The 18,255-nt window shown below is 64.4% G+C and carries 9 protein-coding genes and 4 tRNA genes; 9 read left to right on the top strand and 4 right to left on the bottom strand.

Annotated features, from left to right (window positions below):
• Positions 1 to 63 precede the first annotated feature (63 nt).
• The 7 genes from DFR34_RS07460 to leuA all read left to right on the top strand — a co-directional run bounded on the left by DFR34_RS07460 (position 64) and on the right by leuA (position 8,290).
• Positions 64 to 139 (top strand) — tRNA-Gly (locus tag DFR34_RS07460).
• A 36-nt stretch (positions 140 to 175) separates the two neighbouring features.
• Positions 176 to 251, top strand: a tRNA-Gly gene (locus tag DFR34_RS07455).
• 42 nt (positions 252 to 293) lie between these two features.
• Positions 294 to 369 (top strand) — tRNA-Gly (locus DFR34_RS07450).
• A gap of 44 nt (positions 370 to 413) precedes the next feature.
• Positions 414 to 487: transfer RNA gene (locus DFR34_RS07445), tRNA-Cys, on the top strand.
• 227 nt (positions 488 to 714) lie between these two features.
• Positions 715 to 5,190 (top strand): PAS domain S-box protein, encoded by a 4,476-nt coding sequence (locus tag DFR34_RS07440; RefSeq protein ID WP_110390526.1) that lies wholly within the window; start codon positions 715 to 717, stop codon positions 5,188 to 5,190.
• Positions 5,191 to 5,461: 271 nt separating this feature from the next.
• Positions 5,462 to 6,421: a carph-isopro domain-containing protein gene (locus DFR34_RS07435; RefSeq protein ID WP_110390525.1), complete on the top strand. Its 960-nt coding sequence runs from the start codon at positions 5,462 to 5,464 to the stop codon at positions 6,419 to 6,421.
• A 216-nt stretch (positions 6,422 to 6,637) separates the two neighbouring features.
• Complete coding sequence (gene leuA / locus DFR34_RS07430; protein WP_110390524.1) at positions 6,638 to 8,290, top strand: 2-isopropylmalate synthase; 1,653 nt, start codon at positions 6,638 to 6,640, stop codon at positions 8,288 to 8,290.
• Positions 8,291 to 8,374: 84 nt separating this feature from the next.
• Here leuA and DFR34_RS07425 read toward each other — a convergent pair whose 3' ends face one another.
• The 4 genes from DFR34_RS07425 to DFR34_RS07410 all read right to left on the bottom strand — a co-directional run bounded on the left by DFR34_RS07425 (position 8,375) and on the right by DFR34_RS07410 (position 13,262).
• Positions 8,375 to 9,877: a cryptochrome/deoxyribodipyrimidine photo-lyase family protein gene (locus DFR34_RS07425; protein WP_110390523.1), complete on the bottom strand. Its 1,503-nt coding sequence runs from the start codon at positions 9,875 to 9,877 to the stop codon at positions 8,375 to 8,377.
• Between the two features lie 72 nt (positions 9,878 to 9,949).
• The gene (locus DFR34_RS07420) at positions 9,950 to 10,483 is read right to left on the bottom strand and encodes a CcdC protein domain-containing protein (RefSeq protein WP_146215074.1); all 534 of its coding nucleotides are present in this window, start codon (positions 10,481 to 10,483) and stop codon (positions 9,950 to 9,952) included.
• 4 nt (positions 10,484 to 10,487) lie between these two features.
• On the bottom strand, positions 10,488 to 11,564 hold the full coding sequence (locus DFR34_RS07415; RefSeq protein ID WP_158281762.1) for an efflux RND transporter periplasmic adaptor subunit: 1,077 nt from the start codon (positions 11,562 to 11,564) through the stop codon (positions 10,488 to 10,490).
• A 600-nt stretch (positions 11,565 to 12,164) separates the two neighbouring features.
• Positions 12,165 to 13,262 carry an HD-GYP domain-containing protein gene (locus DFR34_RS07410; protein ID WP_158281761.1) on the bottom strand — a complete coding sequence of 366 codons (1,098 nt, stop codon included), beginning with the start codon at positions 13,260 to 13,262 and terminating at the stop codon, positions 12,165 to 12,167.
• Positions 13,263 to 13,580: 318 nt separating this feature from the next.
• Between DFR34_RS07410 and DFR34_RS07405 the strand changes: the two genes are divergently transcribed.
• Entirely contained in the window at positions 13,581 to 14,687 is a 1,107-nt protein-coding gene (locus DFR34_RS07405) for an efflux RND transporter periplasmic adaptor subunit (RefSeq protein WP_110390519.1), read from the top strand.
• A gap of 12 nt (positions 14,688 to 14,699) precedes the next feature.
• Positions 14,700 to 17,804 (top strand): efflux RND transporter permease subunit, encoded by a 3,105-nt coding sequence (locus DFR34_RS07400; RefSeq protein ID WP_110390518.1) that lies wholly within the window; start codon positions 14,700 to 14,702, stop codon positions 17,802 to 17,804.
• The last annotated feature ends 451 nt before the right edge of the window (positions 17,805 to 18,255 follow it).

Genomic DNA, 18,255 nt, shown 5'->3' with positions numbered 1-18,255 from the left:
AAAAAAACCTGCTTATAATGCGCAGTCTCTTGCAGCGATTGCTGTAACGCAAGAAACAACAGCGCGGGAATAGCTCAGTTGGTAGAGCGCAACCTTGCCAAGGTTGAGGTCGCGAGTTCGAGCCTCGTTTCCCGCTCCAGTTTCTTATGTTTCAGCATGCGACAAGTTTGGCGATGCGGGAATAGCTCAGTTGGTAGAGCGCAACCTTGCCAAGGTTGAGGTCGCGAGTTCGAGCCTCGTTTCCCGCTCCATCCCTTCCTGGGGCCGCCAGAATTGTCATCGTCGCCGCATCTGCGGGAATAGCTCAGTTGGTAGAGCGCAACCTTGCCAAGGTTGAGGTCGCGAGTTCGAGCCTCGTTTCCCGCTCCAGTTTTCGCGCAAGGCGCAGCCTGACTGCGAATTGCAACGCCTTCGGCGGGGTAGCAAAGTGGTTATGCAGCGGCCTGCAAAGCCGTCCACGCCGGTTCGATTCCGGCCTCCGCCTCCAAGACGCACCCATCAAGCCCTGGACACTGGTTCAGGGCTTTTTGCATGGCGCGCCGTCTTTTGATCCATGCCAAAATCCCACGCAAAACCCGTCACCCACACCCTTGGGTAGCTACCCGCTCTCGCCCGACAATGGTAGTCTCTCGGCCTGATTGTTGTTAACGAGTGGCTGACGATGCTGGTTTTCCATCCGGCAAGACATAAGCTGCCCCAGAGGGTGGCAAACGCATGAAGGGCGTGCTGCACACCTGGCTTTGGTTGCTGGGCCTGGCGCTGGCGTATTTTGCCAGCGGCCAGTTGGGCCTGACCGTGCCCTATCTGGGCGCATTTGTGTCGCTGATCTGGCCGCCCACGGGCGTGGCGGTGGCGGCGCTGTGGCGCGGCGGGCTGTCGCGCTGGCCTGGCGTCTGGCTGGGCTCGCTGGCCATCAACCTGGACTCGGGCGGCACACCGCTGATGTCGGTGGCGATTGCCTGTGGCAATACCCTGGCCCCCTTGCTCACTGTCTGGGCCTTGCGCCGGGTGGGCGCCAGCCTGCACTTTGACACCCGCCGCGACATGAACCACTACCTGCTGGCCATCAGCGGCGGCATGCTGGCCTCGGCCTCGGTGGGCACACTCAGTCTGTGGCTGTCCGGCGTCATGCAGCCGGCGCAACTGCCCAAGATTTTTTTGATCTGGTGGGCTGGCGATGCGGTGGGGGCTTTGCTGCTGGGCATTCCGCTGCTGACCTTTGTGCCCCGGTTGTGGCACGAATTATCACCTACCCGCCGATTGGAAGGGCTGGGCTGCCTGGCTGGCATGCTGATCATCGGCCAGTTGCTGCTGTATTCCCCCTCGCACGCGGCGCTGTTGCCCTTGGTGTTTATTCCCTTCCTGCTGCTGTCCTGGCTGGCGGTGCGCACCGGGTTGATGCTGTCTTCGCTGGCGGTGCTGCTGTTGTCGGCGCTGATGGCCTGGGGCACGGTGCAGGGCATGGGGCCGTTTCATCGCCCCTCGGTGCACGAAGGCCTGGCGCTGCTGTGGGGCTATATGGCCACGCTGATGGTGGTGGCGCTGCTGCTCAGCGCGCTGGTGGCGGAACTGTCCGCCAATGAACGGCGCTGGCAGTTTGCCCTGGAAGGCGCTGACACCGGGGTGTGGGATTGGCACGCGCGCAGCCAGCGCATCCAGTATTCGCCGCGCTGGCGCATGCTGCTGGGGGTGAGCGCCGCCGAGCTGGGTAATAAACTTACCGGCTGGGAAACCCGTGTCCATCCGGACGACTTGCCTGCTTTCATTGCCGTACTGGCCGGACGTGAGCAGCCGGCCAGCAGCCACGAACTGCGCCCGCACGGCAGCGAAATCCGCCTGCGCGCCGGCAATGGCCAGTGGCGCTGGTATGGTCTGCGCAGCCAGGTGGTCAGCCGCGACCGTGACGGCGCGCCGTCACGGGTGATTGGCACCCTCACCGACATTACCCGCTACAAAGACACCCTGTACTGGCTCAAGCTCCTGGAGCGGGCGCTGCATTCGGCGCGCAATGGCGTCATCATCAGCGATGTGCGCCAGCCCGATCAGCCGATTATCTACGTCAACGACGCTTTTGAGCGCACCACCGGCTACCGGCGCGACGAGGCGCTGGGGCGCAATTGCCGCATGCTCAATCAGGGCGACCGCGAGCAGCCGGGGCTGGACGCCTTGCGCACGGCCATGGCCGCGGGTAAATCCTGTCAGACCGTGCTGCGCAATTACCGCAAGGACGGCTCGCTGTTCTGGAACGAGCTGAGCATTGCGCCGGTGTATGACGAGCGTCAGCAGCTCACCCACTATATTGGTGTGCAAACCGACATCAGCGCGCAAATTCTTGCCCAAGAGCGCTTGAGCGCGCGCGACAAGCTGCTGCATAAATTATCCGAACAGGCGCCAGGCCTGATCTGCCAGATGCATATGGACGGCAAGCGGCTGAGTCTGCCTTATGCCAGCGAGGCGATTCGTGAAGTATTTGGCCTCAGCCCGGAAGACGTGCGCGAAGACGCCAGTCCGCTATGCCGGGTGCTGCACCCGGATGACCGCCTGCGCCTGTATCGCGGCCTGCATCAGGCGGCGCGCCAGCAAGCGCCATGGCGCGATGAATTCCGCGTGGAATTGCAGCCCGGTCAGCCCGAATGGCGCGAAGCCCACGCCATGCCGGAAGCGCTGGAGGACGGCAGCGTGCTGTGGTATGGCTATGTGGCCGACATCAGCGAACGCAAAGCGGCCATGCTCAAGCTGGAAGAAGGCAGCGCCTTTTATCAGGCGATGTTCGAAACCAATAACGCCGTCAAGCTGCTGGTTGACCCGGCGCGCAAGCAGGTGGTGGACGCCAACCCGGCGGCCAGCGCGTTTTATGGCTACCCGCACGAGGTGCTGGTGGGCATGCCGATCAGCCAGATCAACACCGCCACCCCAGAACACATCCGCGCCGCGCTGGCGCGCGCCCAAGCCACGGGCCAACAGCGTTTTGAATTTGTTCACCGCCTGGCCGACGGCAGCACCCGCGATGTGGAAGTCTATTCCGGCCCGATCCGCCTGGGCGGGCGCGAGCTGTTGTTTTCCATTATTCACGACATCAGCGAACGCAAGCGCGCCGAAGAGCAACTGCGCTTTACCGCCAGCGTGTTCGAACACGCCCACGAAGGCATCATGATCACCGACGCCAACGCCCAGATTGTTGACGTCAACCGCACCTTTACCGAAATCACCGGCTATGCCCGCGAAGACGTGCTGGGTCGCTCGCCCAATCTGCTGCGCTCGGGCTACCACAGCCAGGCGTTTTACAGCGAAATGTGGGCGGCTTTGTACACCGAAGGCTATTGGCGCGGCGAAGTGTGGAACCGGCGCAAAAACGGCGAGGTGTACCCCGAGCTGCTGACCATCTCCAGCGTGCGCCCGCCCGACGGCCGGGTGACGCACTATGTGGCGGTGTTCTCCGACATCACCGTGCTGAAAGAACACCAGCAAAAACTCGAGCGCATGGCGCATTACGACGCGCTCACCCAACTGCCCAACCGGGTGTTGCTGGCCGACCGGCTGATGCTGGCGCTGACCCAGGCGCGCCGCTCGGGCAAGCTGCTGGCGGTGTGTTATCTCGATCTGGACGGCTTTAAGCCGGTGAACGACACCTTTGGCCACGAAGCCGGCGACGCCCTGCTGGTGGAAGTCGCCAGCCGGCTCAAGCAGGTGCTGCGCAATGGCGACACCGTGGCGCGGCTGGGCGGCGATGAGTTTGTGCTCTTGCTCTCGGGGCTGGACGACATCGGCAAATGCCAGCAGGCGCTGGACCGCGTGCTGCACACCATTGCCCAGCCGTATCAACTGGGCAAGGAGCGGCTGGCCAATCTGTCGGCCAGCATCGGCGTCACCCTCTATCCGGTGGACGGCGCCGACGCCGACACTCTCTTGCGCCACGCCGACCAGGCCATGTATCTGGCCAAACAGGCCGGCCGCCATCGTTATCACCTGTTCGACCCCGAACACGACCGCCAGGCGCACGCCCACCGCGAGGCGGTGGCGCGCATTGAGGCGGCGCTGCACGCTGGCGAATTCAGGCTGTATTACCAGCCCAAGGTGAATATGCGCCACGGCGTGGTGGTGGGCGCCGAGGCCTTGATCCGCTGGCAGCACCCCGAGCGCGGCCTGCTGCCGCCGGGCGAGTTTTTGCCCATCATCGAAGACAGCGAATTCTCGGTGGAGCTGGGCGAATGGGTGATGGAAGAAGCCCTGCGCCAGATGGCCGCCTGGCGCGCACAAGGGTTGACCCTGCCAGTGAGCGTGAATATCTCCGCCCGCCACTTGCAACACCCACAATTCAGCCAGCGCCTGCACACCCTGCTGGCGCGTCACCCCGACACCCCGCCCGGCCAGTTGGAGCTGGAAGTGCTGGAAACCGCCGCGCTGGACGACATTGCCTATGTCTCTGCGCTGATGGAGCGCTGTCGTGCGCTGGGGGTGATGTTTGCGCTGGACGACTTTGGCACCGGCTATTCCTCGCTGACCTACCTCAAGCGCCTGCCGGCCAATGTGCTGAAAATCGACCAGAGCTTTGTCCGCGACATGCTCAAAGACCCGGAAGACCTGGCGATTATCGAAGGCGTGATCGGGCTGACTCAGGCCTTCCGCCGCACGGCGATTGCCGAAGGGGTGGAAACCCTGGAGCACGGCGCGCTGTTGATTCAGCTGGGCTGCGACCTGGGCCAGGGCTACGGCATTGCCCGACCAATGCCGGCCGAGGCCGTGCCAGGCTGGGTGGCCGGTTTTAGCGCGCCGGAATCCTGGCGGCGCGCCGGCTTGCACCCCTGGTCACGCGATGATTTTCCGCTGCTGGGCGCCAGCATCGACCATCAGCACTGGATTGAAGAGCTGGTGCAATGCCTGGAGCAAGACGCCAGCCACTGCCCGCCGCCGCTGGACATTCACCACTGCCGCTTTGGCCGCTGGTATCACGGGCCAGGCCAGGACCGCTATGGCCAGCTGCCCGCCTTCCGGGTGATCGACGCCAGCCACCATCAGGTGCACGAACTGGCCAGCCAGCTGCACGCCGCCCACCTGGCCGGCGAGCTGGCGCGCGTGCGCGCCGGCATCCCTGAGCTGTACGCCCTGCGCGACCAGATGCTGGCGCAATTGGATGCCCTGCGTCGGGTGGTCGCAAGCCGCAGTGGCGGGCAGGATATGGGCGGGTTGTAGCGCGGGCGGAATTTGTCGTCGCGATCACCCCCAGCACGGGCCTTGCACAATGCAAGGCCCGTGTTGCTTTCTGCCGGCTTTGCTGTGCAGTAGCATCAGACGGCCTGTCGCTCGACTGTGGACACTATGTCTATTTTTGCAGGTTTATGCGTACCGGATGATTGCCTAAGTGTCTAATTAACCGTAATCTGCTTGTGAGTATCCAGTAAGTCTGGATTTTACCTCGCTTATTCACGTAAAAATTAGACATTTTGACAAAGAGCCAGCTCTCATGCCGCTTGCCATCGAACAACTGATCGCCGACTTTGGCGGCGTGGCCCGCCTGGCCACCCTGTTGGCCGAACATTTTCCGGCCGAGCCGGTGTCGCGCGGCGCGATTTACAAATGGCGCGAGCGCGGCAGCCTGCCGCTGGCGCAGGCCGAGCGCCTGCGCGTGCTGGCGCAGCGCCTGGGGCGGGGGTTTGAGCTGAGCGACTACCAACGCGGCCAGGCCGCCAGCCCGGCGCCGGTGACGGCCTTGCGGGTGCTGGACGTCAGCCTGGCCCAGGCGCCGGCCGGCGTGCACGCGTCTTGGTTGGCGGCGCTGGATGCGTTGGGCCTGACCGGGGTGTGTCTGGGCGATGCGCTGGGCGCGCCGCGCGCCCTGCTGGCGCACTGCCACACCCCGCCCTGGCTGGAAGCCCCCACGCAAGAAATGGCGGTGTGGCTGGCGGCGCAGGCGTTTGCCGGCCGGCGGCAAGGCGGCGTGCGCCTGTGTCTGGACGCCCACCCGCCCGACGCCGACGAACTGCGCCGCTGCCTGCGCCTGCTGGACGCACTGGGCCTGCGCGCCGCCTTGCGCCTGCCGGTGCGCGCCGAGTGGCCCGCTGACTGGCTGCATGCCTTGCGCCAGGCGACGGCGCTGGGCGCAGATAGTCTGACGCTGGACGACGCCGGCTTGCACTGGGTGCCCGAGCAATGGGCGGAAACCCTGCGCCGCCTGCGCGCCCGGCTGGGCAGCGAAGTGTGCCTGGGCGCGCGTTGCCACAATCGCCACGGCCTGGCGCTGGCCAATGCCCTGGCCGCGCTCAGCGCTGGCGCGCGCCAGCTGGATGGCGCGCTGTCTGGCGAACACGCTGCGCCGCTGCCGGCGCTGGCCGCCACGCTGGACATTCACGCCGCGCGCTACCCGGTGCGACTGAGCATGCCGGCACAAGCGCTGGCGCGCGCCCAGGCGCTGCATATGCACTGAGTAACCCACACAACACTAAGAGTCGCTCACAAAACCCAGCGCAGCGATCCTGGCTAGGCGCACGACCGCAGACAGTACAAAGGCGTACGGCAAGGTCGGGCAACAACGCCAGGAGGGTTTTGTGAGCGGCTCTAACGCCCCATCCTGCGCGCCCATCAGGCTCGCCGGGAGGGCGGTGTCTTGCCCTGAGCATCCACCACCACAGGAGAACCCTCAATGTTGCGCCAACCTCAGCACAAATACCCGGCTTTTGTCCCGCTGGCCTTGCCCGACCGGCAATGGCCCAACCAGATCACCCGCACGCCGCCCGTCTGGCTGAGCACCGACCTGCGCGACGGCAATCAGGCGCTGATCGAGCCGATGTCGGCGGCGCGCAAGCGGCAACTGTTTGCCTTGCTGGTGGAGATTGGCTTCAAGGAAATCGAAGTGGCGTTTCCATCGGCCTCGCAAACCGATTTTGATTTTGTCCGCCAGTTGATCGAACAAGACGCCGTGCCGGCGGATGTGACGCTGAGCGTGCTGACGCAATCGCGCGAGGATTTGATTGCCCGCACCATTCAAGCGCTGCATGGCGCCCGGCGCGCCATTGTCCATCTGTACAACCCGATCGCCCCGGCGTTTCGCCGCATTGTGTTCAATAGCGACCGCGCTGGCGTCAAGGCGCTGGCGGTGCGCGGCGCCGAGCAGATTCGCGCCCTGACCGCGCGCTGCCCGGATACCGAGTGGGTGTTTGAATACTCGCCAGAAACCTTCTCTGCCTGCGAGCCGGAATTCGCCCTAGAAGTCTGCGATGCAGTCAGCGCAGTGTGGCAGCCGACGCCGCAGCACAAGATGATCATCAATCTGCCGGCCACGGTGGAGCTGTCCACCCCCAACACCTACGCCGACCAGATCGAATGGATGCACCGCCATCTGGCGCGCCGCGACAGCCTGATGCTCAGCGTGCACCCACACAACGACCGTGGCACGGCGGTGGCGGCGGCCGAGCTGGCGATGATGGCTGGCGCCGAGCGGGTGGAGGGCTGTTTGTTTGGCAATGGCGAGCGCACCGGCAATGTGGACTTGCTCACCTTGGCGATGAATCTGTACTCGCAGGGCGTGGCGCCGGGGCTGGATTTTTCTGACATCGACCGCGTGCGCGCGGTGGTCGAGGACTGTACCCAACTGCCCGTGCACCCGCGCCACCCGTATGCTGGCGATCTGGTGTACACGGCGTTTTCTGGTTCGCATCAGGACGCCATCAAGAAGGGCTTTGCCCAGCAGCACGCTGGCCAAGCGTGGACGGTGCCGTATCTGCCGATAGACCCGGCCGACGTGCGGCGCGGCTACGACGCGGTGATTCGGGTCAACAGCCAGTCGGGCAAGGGCGGGGTGAGTTATCTGCTGCAACAGGCCTATGGCCTGGCCTTGCCGCGCCGGCTGCAAATTGAATTCAGCCGGGTGGTGCAAACCTATAGCGACACGGCTGGCGGCGAGGTGGACGCCGCCGCGCTGCACCGATTGTTCAGCGCCGAATATCTGGACATTGACACCCCGTATGCCTACGCCAGCCACCAGCAACACGACAACGATGGCCGCACCCGGCTGAGCGTCACCCTGCGCCGCCAGGGCGAACCGTATGCGCTGCACGGCGAGGGCAACGGCCCGATTGACGCCTTTGTCGCCGCGCTGGGCCTGCCGCTGACCGTGCTGGACTACCACGAACACGCCATCGGCGCAGGCGCCGATGCCCGCGCGGCGTGCTATGTGGAGCTGCGCCTGGGTGAATCGGCCGGTGTGTTTGGCGTGGGGGTGGACAGCCATATCGTCGCCGCAGCGCTGAAAGCCGTGCTGTCGGCGTTGAACCGGCAACTGCGCGCCGGGCGCTAAGCGTTGTCACAAACCCCGCGCAGCGATCCTGGCTGGGCGTGTGCAGACACGGCAAGGTCAGCCAGGAGGGGTTTATGCGCAGCGCTAAAACCCCAGCGCCAGTTGTTGCGGCGGCGGTTGGTGGCGGCTGCGCCGCGCGGGCGCGGCCGGGGTGATGATGCGCGCTTCGCGCGGTGGCTGGCAGGCGCGCAGCTGTTCGCGCGCGGCGCGCTGGGTGGGCTCCCATGGCACGCAGGGCGCTGGGTAGTCGTGGCCGATGCGCACGCCGCAGTGGACTTGCACATCCAGCGGCATTTTCCACGGCTCAAAGCGCCAGGCCAGCGGCACTTTGCCCAGCACAGGCAGCCAGCGGGCGACAAATTTGCCGTGTGGGTCCAGCTCCAGCGCCTGTTTGACCGGGTCGTAAATGCGCAGGGCATTGCGGCCGGTGCTGCCAGACTGCATTTGCGCCTGCGGCCAGTGGATGCCCGGTTCGTAATCGACAAACAAGCGCGCCAGGTGCTGGCCGGTAAGCTGCCAGGGCAGCCACAGGTTATAGCTGGCAAAGCTCATCAGCATGGCGCGCATGCGAAAATTCAGCCAGCCGGTGGCGCGCAGCATGGCCATGCAGGCGTCCACCAGCGGATAGCCGGTGTGGCCGTCGCGCCAGGCGGCCAGCCATTGCGGGTTGGGGTCGGCGCGCAGCGCGTCCACCGCCGCCAGTTGGGCATGATGTTCCAGCTCGGGGCGCTGTTCGAGTTTTTGAATAAAGTGGCAATGCCAGGCCAGCCGCGATTCAAAGGCGTGCAGGCCATGCGCCAGGCGCTGGGCGTGTGGATCAAAGGCATCCAGCCGCGCCAGACGCGCGCGGGTGGCCTGGGTGACTTCGCGCAGCGACAGCGTGCCCCAGGCCAGATGCGGCGACAGCCGCGAACAGGCGTCCACCGCGGTCAGCGGGCTGGACAGGCCGTGGCGATAGCGCGCGGCGCGCTCATCCAGAAACCCCGACAGCAGCGCCAGGGCCAGGCCGCGCCCGCCGCGCTGGCGACGGCAGGGGCCGGGGTCGAACAGTCGCCAGCGCGCCGGCGCGTGCGCCAGCGGCGGAATGTCGGCGGCGATGATGCGCTCGGGCAGCGTGGCTGGTGGGGCGCTGACAAAGGCCTCGCGCCGGCTGGGCCAGTGGCCGCGTTTGCCGCCGCGAAACACCGCCATTTGTGGGTATTCATGCCAGGCGATGTCGTGTGCGCGGCTCCACTGCGCCACGGCGCGGTCGCGGGCGTAGCTGAGCGCATTGCCGGTTTCCTGATGGCTGTGGATGGCCGCCAGCGGCAAGGCCTGGCGTAGCGCCTCCAGCACGTCCACCACCTCGCCGCGCAGGCGCAACAGCGGCAGGCCCAACTCGGCCAGCGCCTTGCCCAGCGCAGTCAGGGATTCTTCGACAAAGCCCCATTGCCAGGCCGAGGCGTCGTCGCCCTGCCAGAGCGAGGGCTCGGCGATATACAGCGGCAACACCGGCCCGGCGCGACAGGCGGCGGCCAGGGCGGCGTGGTCCACAGTGCGCAGATCGCGCTTGAACCAGACAAGATGAACAGGGTCAGCGGCATTCATGAGCGTGACAGTAACGCAGAAAAACTCGCGACGGCAAGTCTGGCGCAGTACTGATCGGCAAGAATGCAACAGTCAGCGTGCGGCCAGGCGTTGGCGCCGATAGCGGGCCAGCGCCAGCGTATAGCCCAGTTGGTGCGTCAGCCACAATCCCAGGCAGGCAGGCGTCAGTCCGCGCGCACTGGCCTCGGCCCATGACAGGCCAGGCGACAGCCACAGCGTTTCCAGCATGCGGTAGCCCAACTGGCTGACGGTGAACAAAAACACACTGCCGCCCAGCCAACGGTCAGGCTGATAAAAAATGCCCTGCCGGGTGGGCTCAAAGCGGGTGCGCCGCCAGCTCAGCCAGGCCAGCGCCAGACCTAGCACCGCGCCGCCGGCCAGATGCAGCAAAACGGATGGCTGCGCACGCCATAGCCAGGCCAAGGCGGCCAGCAGTGTGGTGAACAGGCTCAGGTGAATCTGCGTGCGCCGCGGCGAGATGCGCTGGCGTGCAGTCAGCCGCCGCCAGCGCGCGTGCAAGCGCCAGGCCAGCAACGGAACAAGCCACAGCAGGGTAAAAATGGTCAACAAGTGGCCAGGGGGTTCGCCTCCGGGTACGGTGGTCATGGTGTCAGCGCAGACGCACCGAGGCGCCATCCGTCAGCTTGGCGGAAGGCGCCAGCACCACTCGATCGCCTGCGCGCAATGCTCCTTGAACCTCTACCCAATCGCCATGTGTGGCGCCGGCTTCCACCTCCACACGCTGCACATGGTTTTGCGTGACTTTCCACAGCTGGCGATGGCGGCCTTCTCCGCGCAAGGCATGCTTGGGGGCGACCAGACGGCTGCGCCATTCATCAATGCTGGGACGGCGTTGCAGACATTGCACTTTCACCGGGCTATCTATCGGCCAGGCAGCATGGGCCGGCACCTGGACGTCCACACTGACCCTGGGGGAGGCACCCAGTGGCGTCATATTGACGATTTCGCCCAGCAGACGCTCGTCTGGGTGAGCGTCGAGAATCAACAGGCAGGGTAAACCCACTGAAAGCTGTGGATTCAGCGGAAACTCTACTGCCACGCGCAGGCTGGCTGCATCGGCCAGGCTGATCAACGGTAAGGCTGGCGATACTTTTTCGCCGACTCCGGCATAGATATCGCTGACCATGCCGGCAAATGGCGCCAGCAATAGGGTACGGGCCAATGCCTGTCCAGCTGCCTTGAGTGCCAGTTCGGCACGTGCCAGGGCCAGTTGCTGGTCACGTTCGGCAGCCTGGGCCAAACCCAGCTGCATGCGTGCTTGTTTGATTTGTTCAGGTGTTTTTGCCTGAATCAGGCTGTCGCGCGCCTCTGCCAGAGCACCCTGGGTGCGTCGGGATTGGTCGCGCGCCACCGCCAGTGCCGCTTCGGCATGTTCACGAGCCAGATCCACTTTATCCGGTTGCAAGCGCACCAGTACATCGCCGGCCGCCACCCGTGCACCAACTGGCAGATGCCATTGCACCCGTCCGCTTTCATTGGGCTGGATCTCCACTTCGCGCAGCGCGCGCACCCGTCCGGTATCGTGAGCCACCACCAGTGCCTGCACAGGCTCGTACCATCGCACAGGCACGGCATCTACCGATGGGGTCAGCCAGTCACAGCCAGCCAGACCCAGGGCCAGCAGGCCGGGCCAGACAATGCGAGACAATACGGGCCACAAGGTCACGGCGTACCCTTCATGGGTTTGGACACGAATCAGAAACAGGCAACAGGCAGAGCAACGAACAGCCGGCCGCCTCGGGAAGATACGCTGACTTGATCCCCATTCAGTGCGGACAGTGTTGTGCACTGGCTGTGGATAAATGCGCTAACTGATTGTCAGAGAGGGGCTTTCCGCTGCCGCGTATTTTTTAGGCAGAACAGGAAAAAAGTACAGTCATACGGATTTTACGTGTTTTTACGTTTGCTGTTTGTGTAAATCATCAGCAGAACAACATTCGCCATGGGCATATCCGGTGTACATGGGCACACCGGCATACGCCATCTCCATCGGCTTAGAGCCGCTAACAAAACCCCCTGTCGTTGTTGTGTGACCTTGCCGTACTTTGTTGTACTGTCTGCGGTCACACGCCTAGCCAGGGGCGCTTCGCTGAGTTTTGTTAGCGACTCTTAGCTCCGAACGCCCACCTGGCCAGATCACCGTGCTGGTTTTGTCCGTGCCGCCTGGTTGTATGGACGCCATCTGGCGTCGCACAGTTAACCCGCCACGCCGTGGCGGGCAATGGCAAGCAGCTCAACCGCGCCAGATACGTTGAGTCAGCAGTGCTCAGGCCAGCACGTAACCCCAGATCTTGGACAGATTGGTGATCTTGATCGAATCCGCCGCTGGCAATGAAGTTTCGATGCCGAATTCAGCCGAACGGGTGTCGCGCGGAATCGGCATGGCATAGGGCATGCCCTGGCCGCTGGCGATGCTCATCACCCTGGGGGTGCTGGCATTGGCGCCGCGGTGGGTGACCAAGGCCACATCGCCATTGCGGATGCGCACATACGAGCCGGGCGGGTAAATGCCCAGTTCTTTTACCAGCAGTGCGGCATATTGCATGTCGATGGATTTGCCACGGTTCATGAACACCTGCGACAAGGCCACATTGGGGCGCACCGGGTCGCGGTAGCGGCGCGGCGTCAGCTTGGCACCCACCACATCGGCCAGATACAGCAAATGCGACAGTGGGTGGATTTCTTCTTTGGTCATCCGGTAGGGATAGCCCGAGCCTTCCCAGTTTTCGTGGTGTTCGAGCACCACACGCAGCCAGAGTTCATCGCCGACAAAACAATCCTGCAGGATGCGCACGGATTCTTCCGGGTGATGGTCGATTTCCATGCGCTGGTTGTCCGACAGCGGCAGCGCCTGGTGATACAGCTGGTTTTGCACCTCGTACATGCCGATATTCATGGTCAGCGCCGCCGACAGCAGGCTGATGCGCTCGGGCAGGGTCAGCCCCAGACGCTGCATCAGGATGGCCAGCAGAATACTCACATGCAAGGAATGCGCAGAAGAATAATTGGTGAACGGCAGCAAAAAAATCGAGCCAATGCAGGCGTCTGGCGCTTTTTGCACGGTTTCGTCCACCACCACCGCCAGCGAGCGGATGCGCTTGCCGAATTCATGACGGAAACTGGCCGGGCGTGCCAGCATGGCGTCCAGCGAAGCGTATACCTGATCCAGCCGGCGGAAGGGGTTGAATGGCTCATTGACAGGTTTGGGCGCGGTGTAATCCTCGGGCGTGGCCACGCTGCGCACATACAGCCCCAACTTCAGCAGCTGATCGCGCTGCTTGTCGTTGAGAATCATATTGCCTTTGCGCAAAATCAGCCGGTTGCCCTTGGTGTAGATGTCCCAAGGCAGCGGAACGCCCACCATCAGGTGTCTTGGTTCCAACTCTTCCATAATATGCAGGTTCCCCGTTGAACTCGCCGATGGCTCAGGGGAGAGCCCTGGCCGTGGGCGGCAATGCCGCAGTATTCTAGGGAGGCGGGGCAGGTCAAACAAGCCACCCACCGGTTTTTTGCCCGGATTACCGGGTAATTGTCGGTAAAATAATCATATAGCATGCATTGCTGTATTTTTTATGCAATCAATGGAAATCTTCAGCACTTGCCAAGTCTTATGTAAACGCCGCAAACTTTTGGCCGTTTTGCGACGTCTACCCACGGCTCCTTTGCCCAGAACACTCACACCATGACTTCTTCTGTTTTTTCATCCCGCGCTGCGCTGCTGGCGCTGCTGTGCATGCTGAGCGCCCTGGTGCTGGCTGCCCCTGATGCTCCGCCTGCGGCTCGTCCGGCATTGAAACTTTCTCCGCAGGACCTGGCCGTCGCCAGCCGCGCGCCGCTGGCCGAGCGCCTGTCGTTCACCGGCGCCCTGCAAGCCCTGCGCGCCACCACGCTAGCGGCGCGCACCGAAGGTGTGGCGGTGGAAGTCAGCGTGCGCGAGGGCGAGGCGGTGCGCGCCGGCCAGGTGCTGGCGCGGCTGGAGGCCGCCGACCTGCAAGAGCGGGTGAACGAGCAGGCCGCGCTGGTGGCCACCGAACGCGCCCGACTGGCGCTGGCCCGGCAAAAGCTGGAAAAACAACGCGAGCTGTACGCGCAGAACTTTATCTCCAAACTGGCGTTTGACGAGCTGGACAGCAATTTTCAGGTCAGCCAGGCCCAGCTGCGCGCACAAGAAGCCCAACTGGCGCGGGCGCGCAAGGCGCTGGAAGACACGGTGATCCGCGCGCCGTTTGCCGGGGTGATTCACGAACGCGCCATCAATCTGGGCCAGCGGGTGGCGGTGAACGGCAAATTGTTTGCCCTGGCCGATCTCACCCAGCTGGAAATCGCCGCCAGCGTGCCGGCGCGGCAAATTGCCCGCATCGCCATTGGCCAGCGCGCCCGCTTTACCGTGGAGGGCGGCGCGCGTGAGTTTGCCGGCCAGGTGGCGCGCATCAACCCGGTGGCGCTGGCCGGCACGCGCAGTTTCAATGTGTTCATCGCCGTGGACAACCGCGACGGCCAGCTGCGCGGCGGCCAGTTTGCCCAGGGCGCGCTGCTGCTGCGCGACGCCGGCCAGGCGTTGTCGCTGCCGATTCCCGCCATCCGCGACGCCGCCAGCGCCCAGCCCTGGGTGCTCAAGCTGGTGGGTGACAAGGCCGTGCGCCAGGCGGTGACGCTGGGCGTGCGCGACGACGCCGCCAACCGCGTGCAGATTATCGCCGGCCTGCAAGACGGCGAGCGCGTGTTGCTGGCCGGGGTGCTGGGCGTGCAGGCGGGCGACCGCGTGCAAGCGCCGGCCGTCGGCAAATAAGGGGGCGGCGCGATGTGGCTGACCCGTGTGGCGATTGGCAACCCCTATCTGGCGGCGGTGGCCATGCTGGCCATTGTCGTGCTGGGTTTGTTTTCCTGGCAGCGGCTCTCGGTGGAGGAGTTTCCCGATATTCGTTTTCCGGTGGCGGTGGTCACCGTGGGCTATCCGGGCGCTGCGCCCAGCGTGGTGGAAAGCGAAGTCACCCGACCGCTGGAAGAAGCGGTCAACGCCATCAATGGCGTGAAAAACATCCGCTCGTATTCGTTTGAAGGCTCGTCAGTGGTGGTGGTCGAGTTTGTGCTCACCATCGACCCCAACCGCGCGGTGCAGGATGTGCGCGACAAGGTGGCCGGCGTGCAGGGGCGCTTTCGCCGCGAAATCGGCGTGCCTACCGTCAATCAGGTCAACCCCAACGACGACCCGATGATGACGGTGATTGTCGCCTCGGCCAGCGCCAGCCCGCGCATGCTGACCACTCACGCCGACCAGGTGGTGCGCAAGCGCCTGCAAACCGTGCCCGGCGTGGGCGAAGTGCAGCTGGTGGGCGGCGTCAAGCGCGAGTTGCGCGTGCATATCGACCCCTACCGCATGCAGGCGCTGGGGCTGGACACCACCGAAGTGGTCAACGCCCTGCGCAACGCCAATCAGGATTTTCCGGCCGGTCGGGTGCAGGACATCAACCGCGATTATTCGGTGCGCCTGTCCGGCAAGCTGGCCTCGCCCGAGGCGTTTGGCCAGATCACCGTCGGCGTGCGCAATGGCGCGCCAATCCGGCTGGACGACGTCGCCCAGGTGCTGGACGGCCAGGAAGAATACAACTCGCTGGCGCTGATCAACGGTCAGCGCGCGCTGTCCATCGAAATCAAGAGCGCGCGCGGCGCCAATGTGGTGGACACCTCGGCCGGGGTGTACGCCGCGCTGGACGAGTTGCGCAAAAATCTGCCCGCCGGCATGACGCTGACTGTCATTAAAGATCAATCCCGCCAGGTGAAAAACTCGCTGGCCGACGTCAAGATGACCCTGCTGGAAGGCGCGGCGCTGACCGTGCTGATCGTGTTTGTATTTCTGGCGTCGTGGCGCAGCACGGTGATCACTGGGCTGACCTTGCCGATTGCGCTGATTGGCACGCTGTTCGCCATCGCCGTGGCGGGTTTCACCCTGAATGTGATGACCCTGCTGGCGCTGTCCTTGTCGATTGGCCTGTTGATCGACGATGCCATCGTGGTGCGGGAGAACATCGTCCGCCATGCGCGCATGGGCAAGGGGCATTACCAGGCGGCGGTGGATGGCACCGAAGAAATCGGCCTGGCGGTGCTGGCCACCACGCTGACCGTGGTGGCGGTGTTCCTGCCGGTGGGCTTTATGGGCGGGATTATTGGCAAGTTTTTCCAGCAATTTGGCCTGACCGTCACCGTGGCGGTGCTGATCTCACTGCTGGTGAGCTTTACCCTCGACCCGATGCTGTCGTCGATCTGGCACGACCCGCACGCCGCCGGCACCGCCGCGCGCGGCCGCCTGGCGCAGGCGCTGGCGCGCTTTGAAGCGTGGATGGACCGCCAGGCCGAACGCTACGCCCGCGCGCTGGCCTGGGCGCTGGCCCACCGCAAAACCACACTGGCCGCCGCCAGCGCGCTGTTTGTCGGCAGCCTGCTGCTGGCGCCCGTGGTGGGCGGCGAGTTTGTGCCCAAGAGCGACACCGGCAAATTCATCGTCAAATTCAAGACCGCGCCTGGTTCATCGCTGGAATACACCGAAGCCAAGGCGCGCGAGGTGGAAGCTCTGCTGCGCCGCCAGCCAGAAATCAAGGACGTGTACAGCAATATCGGCGGCGGGTTTGCCGCCGGCCGCAACCAGGCCACCCTGCGCGTGTTCGCCACCCCCAAGGCCGAGCGTCAACGCAGCGTGTTTGCCCTGTTTGCCCCCATCCGCCAGGACATCACCCAACTGGCCGGCGTGCAGTTGGAATCCATCGAGGCCGAGGGCGGGCCGGGCGGCGGCGGCAAGCCGGTGCGCGTGGGCATTCGCGGCGCCGACTTTGCCACCCTGGCCGTCATCGCCAACCAGCTGCGCGGCAAGCTGGCCGCCATCCCGCATGTCAGCGATGTGGAATCCAGCTTTGACGACGCTGACCCGGCGCTGTCGGTGGAGGTCAAGCGCGACGCCGCCGCCCGCGCGGGGGTGAATCTGGACCGCGTGGGCGCCACGCTGTCCACCCTGCTGGCCGGGACCACCGCCACCACCTGGGAAGCCCCGGATGGCGAAAACTACGATGTGCGGGTGCAAATCCCGCGCGACGCCCGCTCGACTGAGCTTTTGGACGTGCTCACCGTGGCCAGCGACCAGCGCGACGCCGACGGCCAGGCGCGCATGATTCCGCTGTCCACCGTGGCCGACGTGAAAGTGTCCACCACCCCGCGCCAGATCGACCGCATGGACCAGGCGCGCGAAGTCACCCTCACCGCCAATATCCAGGGCAAGGACGCCCGCCAGGTGTTCCAGGCCATCGACCAACTGCTGAAAGACACCCCGCTGCCGCCCGGCTATCGTTTTGACCACGGCGGGCAAAGCAAGGACATGGCCGAATCGTTCAGCTATGCGGTGCAGGCGCTGGCGATTGGCGTGATCTTCATTTACATGATTCTGGTGGCGCAGTTCCGCAGCTTCAGCCAGCCGCTGGCCATCATGATGTCGCTGCCGCTGGGCATCATCGGCGTGATGCTGGGGCTGCTGCTGTGGGGCAGCACGCTGAACCTGTTCTCGGTGATCGGCGTGATCATGCTGATGGGCCTGGCGGCGAAAAACGGCATTCTGCTGGTGGATTTCGCCAACCAGGCGCGCCGCGAAGGCATGTCGCTGCACGACGCGCTGCTGGAAGCCGGCCGCGTGCGCATGCGCCCGATCCTGATGACCAGCTTTGCCATGATTTTTGGCATGCTGCCGCTGGCCATGGCGCTGGGCGAAGGCGCCGAAACCCGCGCGCCCATGGCCCACGCGGTGATTGGCGGCATGGTGAGCTCCACCGTGCTGACGCTGATCGTCACCCCGGTGGTGTATAGCTATCTGGAAGGCGTGGCGGCGTGGTGGCGGGGACGAAAAGCCAAGACGCGCTCGGCATGAGCGCTTGCAGCATCAGCAAAGCGATGGACTGACGCCAAGAAAGTGAAGCGCCGGGCGGGTGGACATGCCGGCCCGGTGCAGGGGATTTTGCTCGACGGCTTGTTCGGTCGTTCACCGCATTTCAACCTCCACAGCATCCGCCTCGTCTTGCTCAGCTGCCTATTCGGCAGTTCACACGCGCGAACGCCGATGATCTCGACCGGCTTCTTTCTCAGCTGCCTATTCGGCAGTTCACCGAGATCAGCGCGCTGTACATGCCGCTCGGCTTTTCTCAGCTGCCTATTCGGCAGTTCACTAGACCGCTTCTGCGCCAAGTCTTTGCCTGGTCAGGCTTTTTCCAGCGCATGCCGCAGTGTACCCTTTTTTTCTGCCGTTGAATAAGTCATTGATTTTGCGACACCCAAATATGGCGGCAAAAAAGAGGGTTGATGCAGGGGAGGCCCGCCGCGCG

The sequence above is a fragment of the Rivihabitans pingtungensis genome, from assembly GCF_003201855.1.
Classification (GTDB): domain Bacteria; phylum Pseudomonadota; class Gammaproteobacteria; order Burkholderiales; family Aquaspirillaceae; genus Rivihabitans; species Rivihabitans pingtungensis.
Note: the sequence above shows the minus strand (reverse complement) of the source record. Positions and strands in the feature narration are given on the sequence as shown.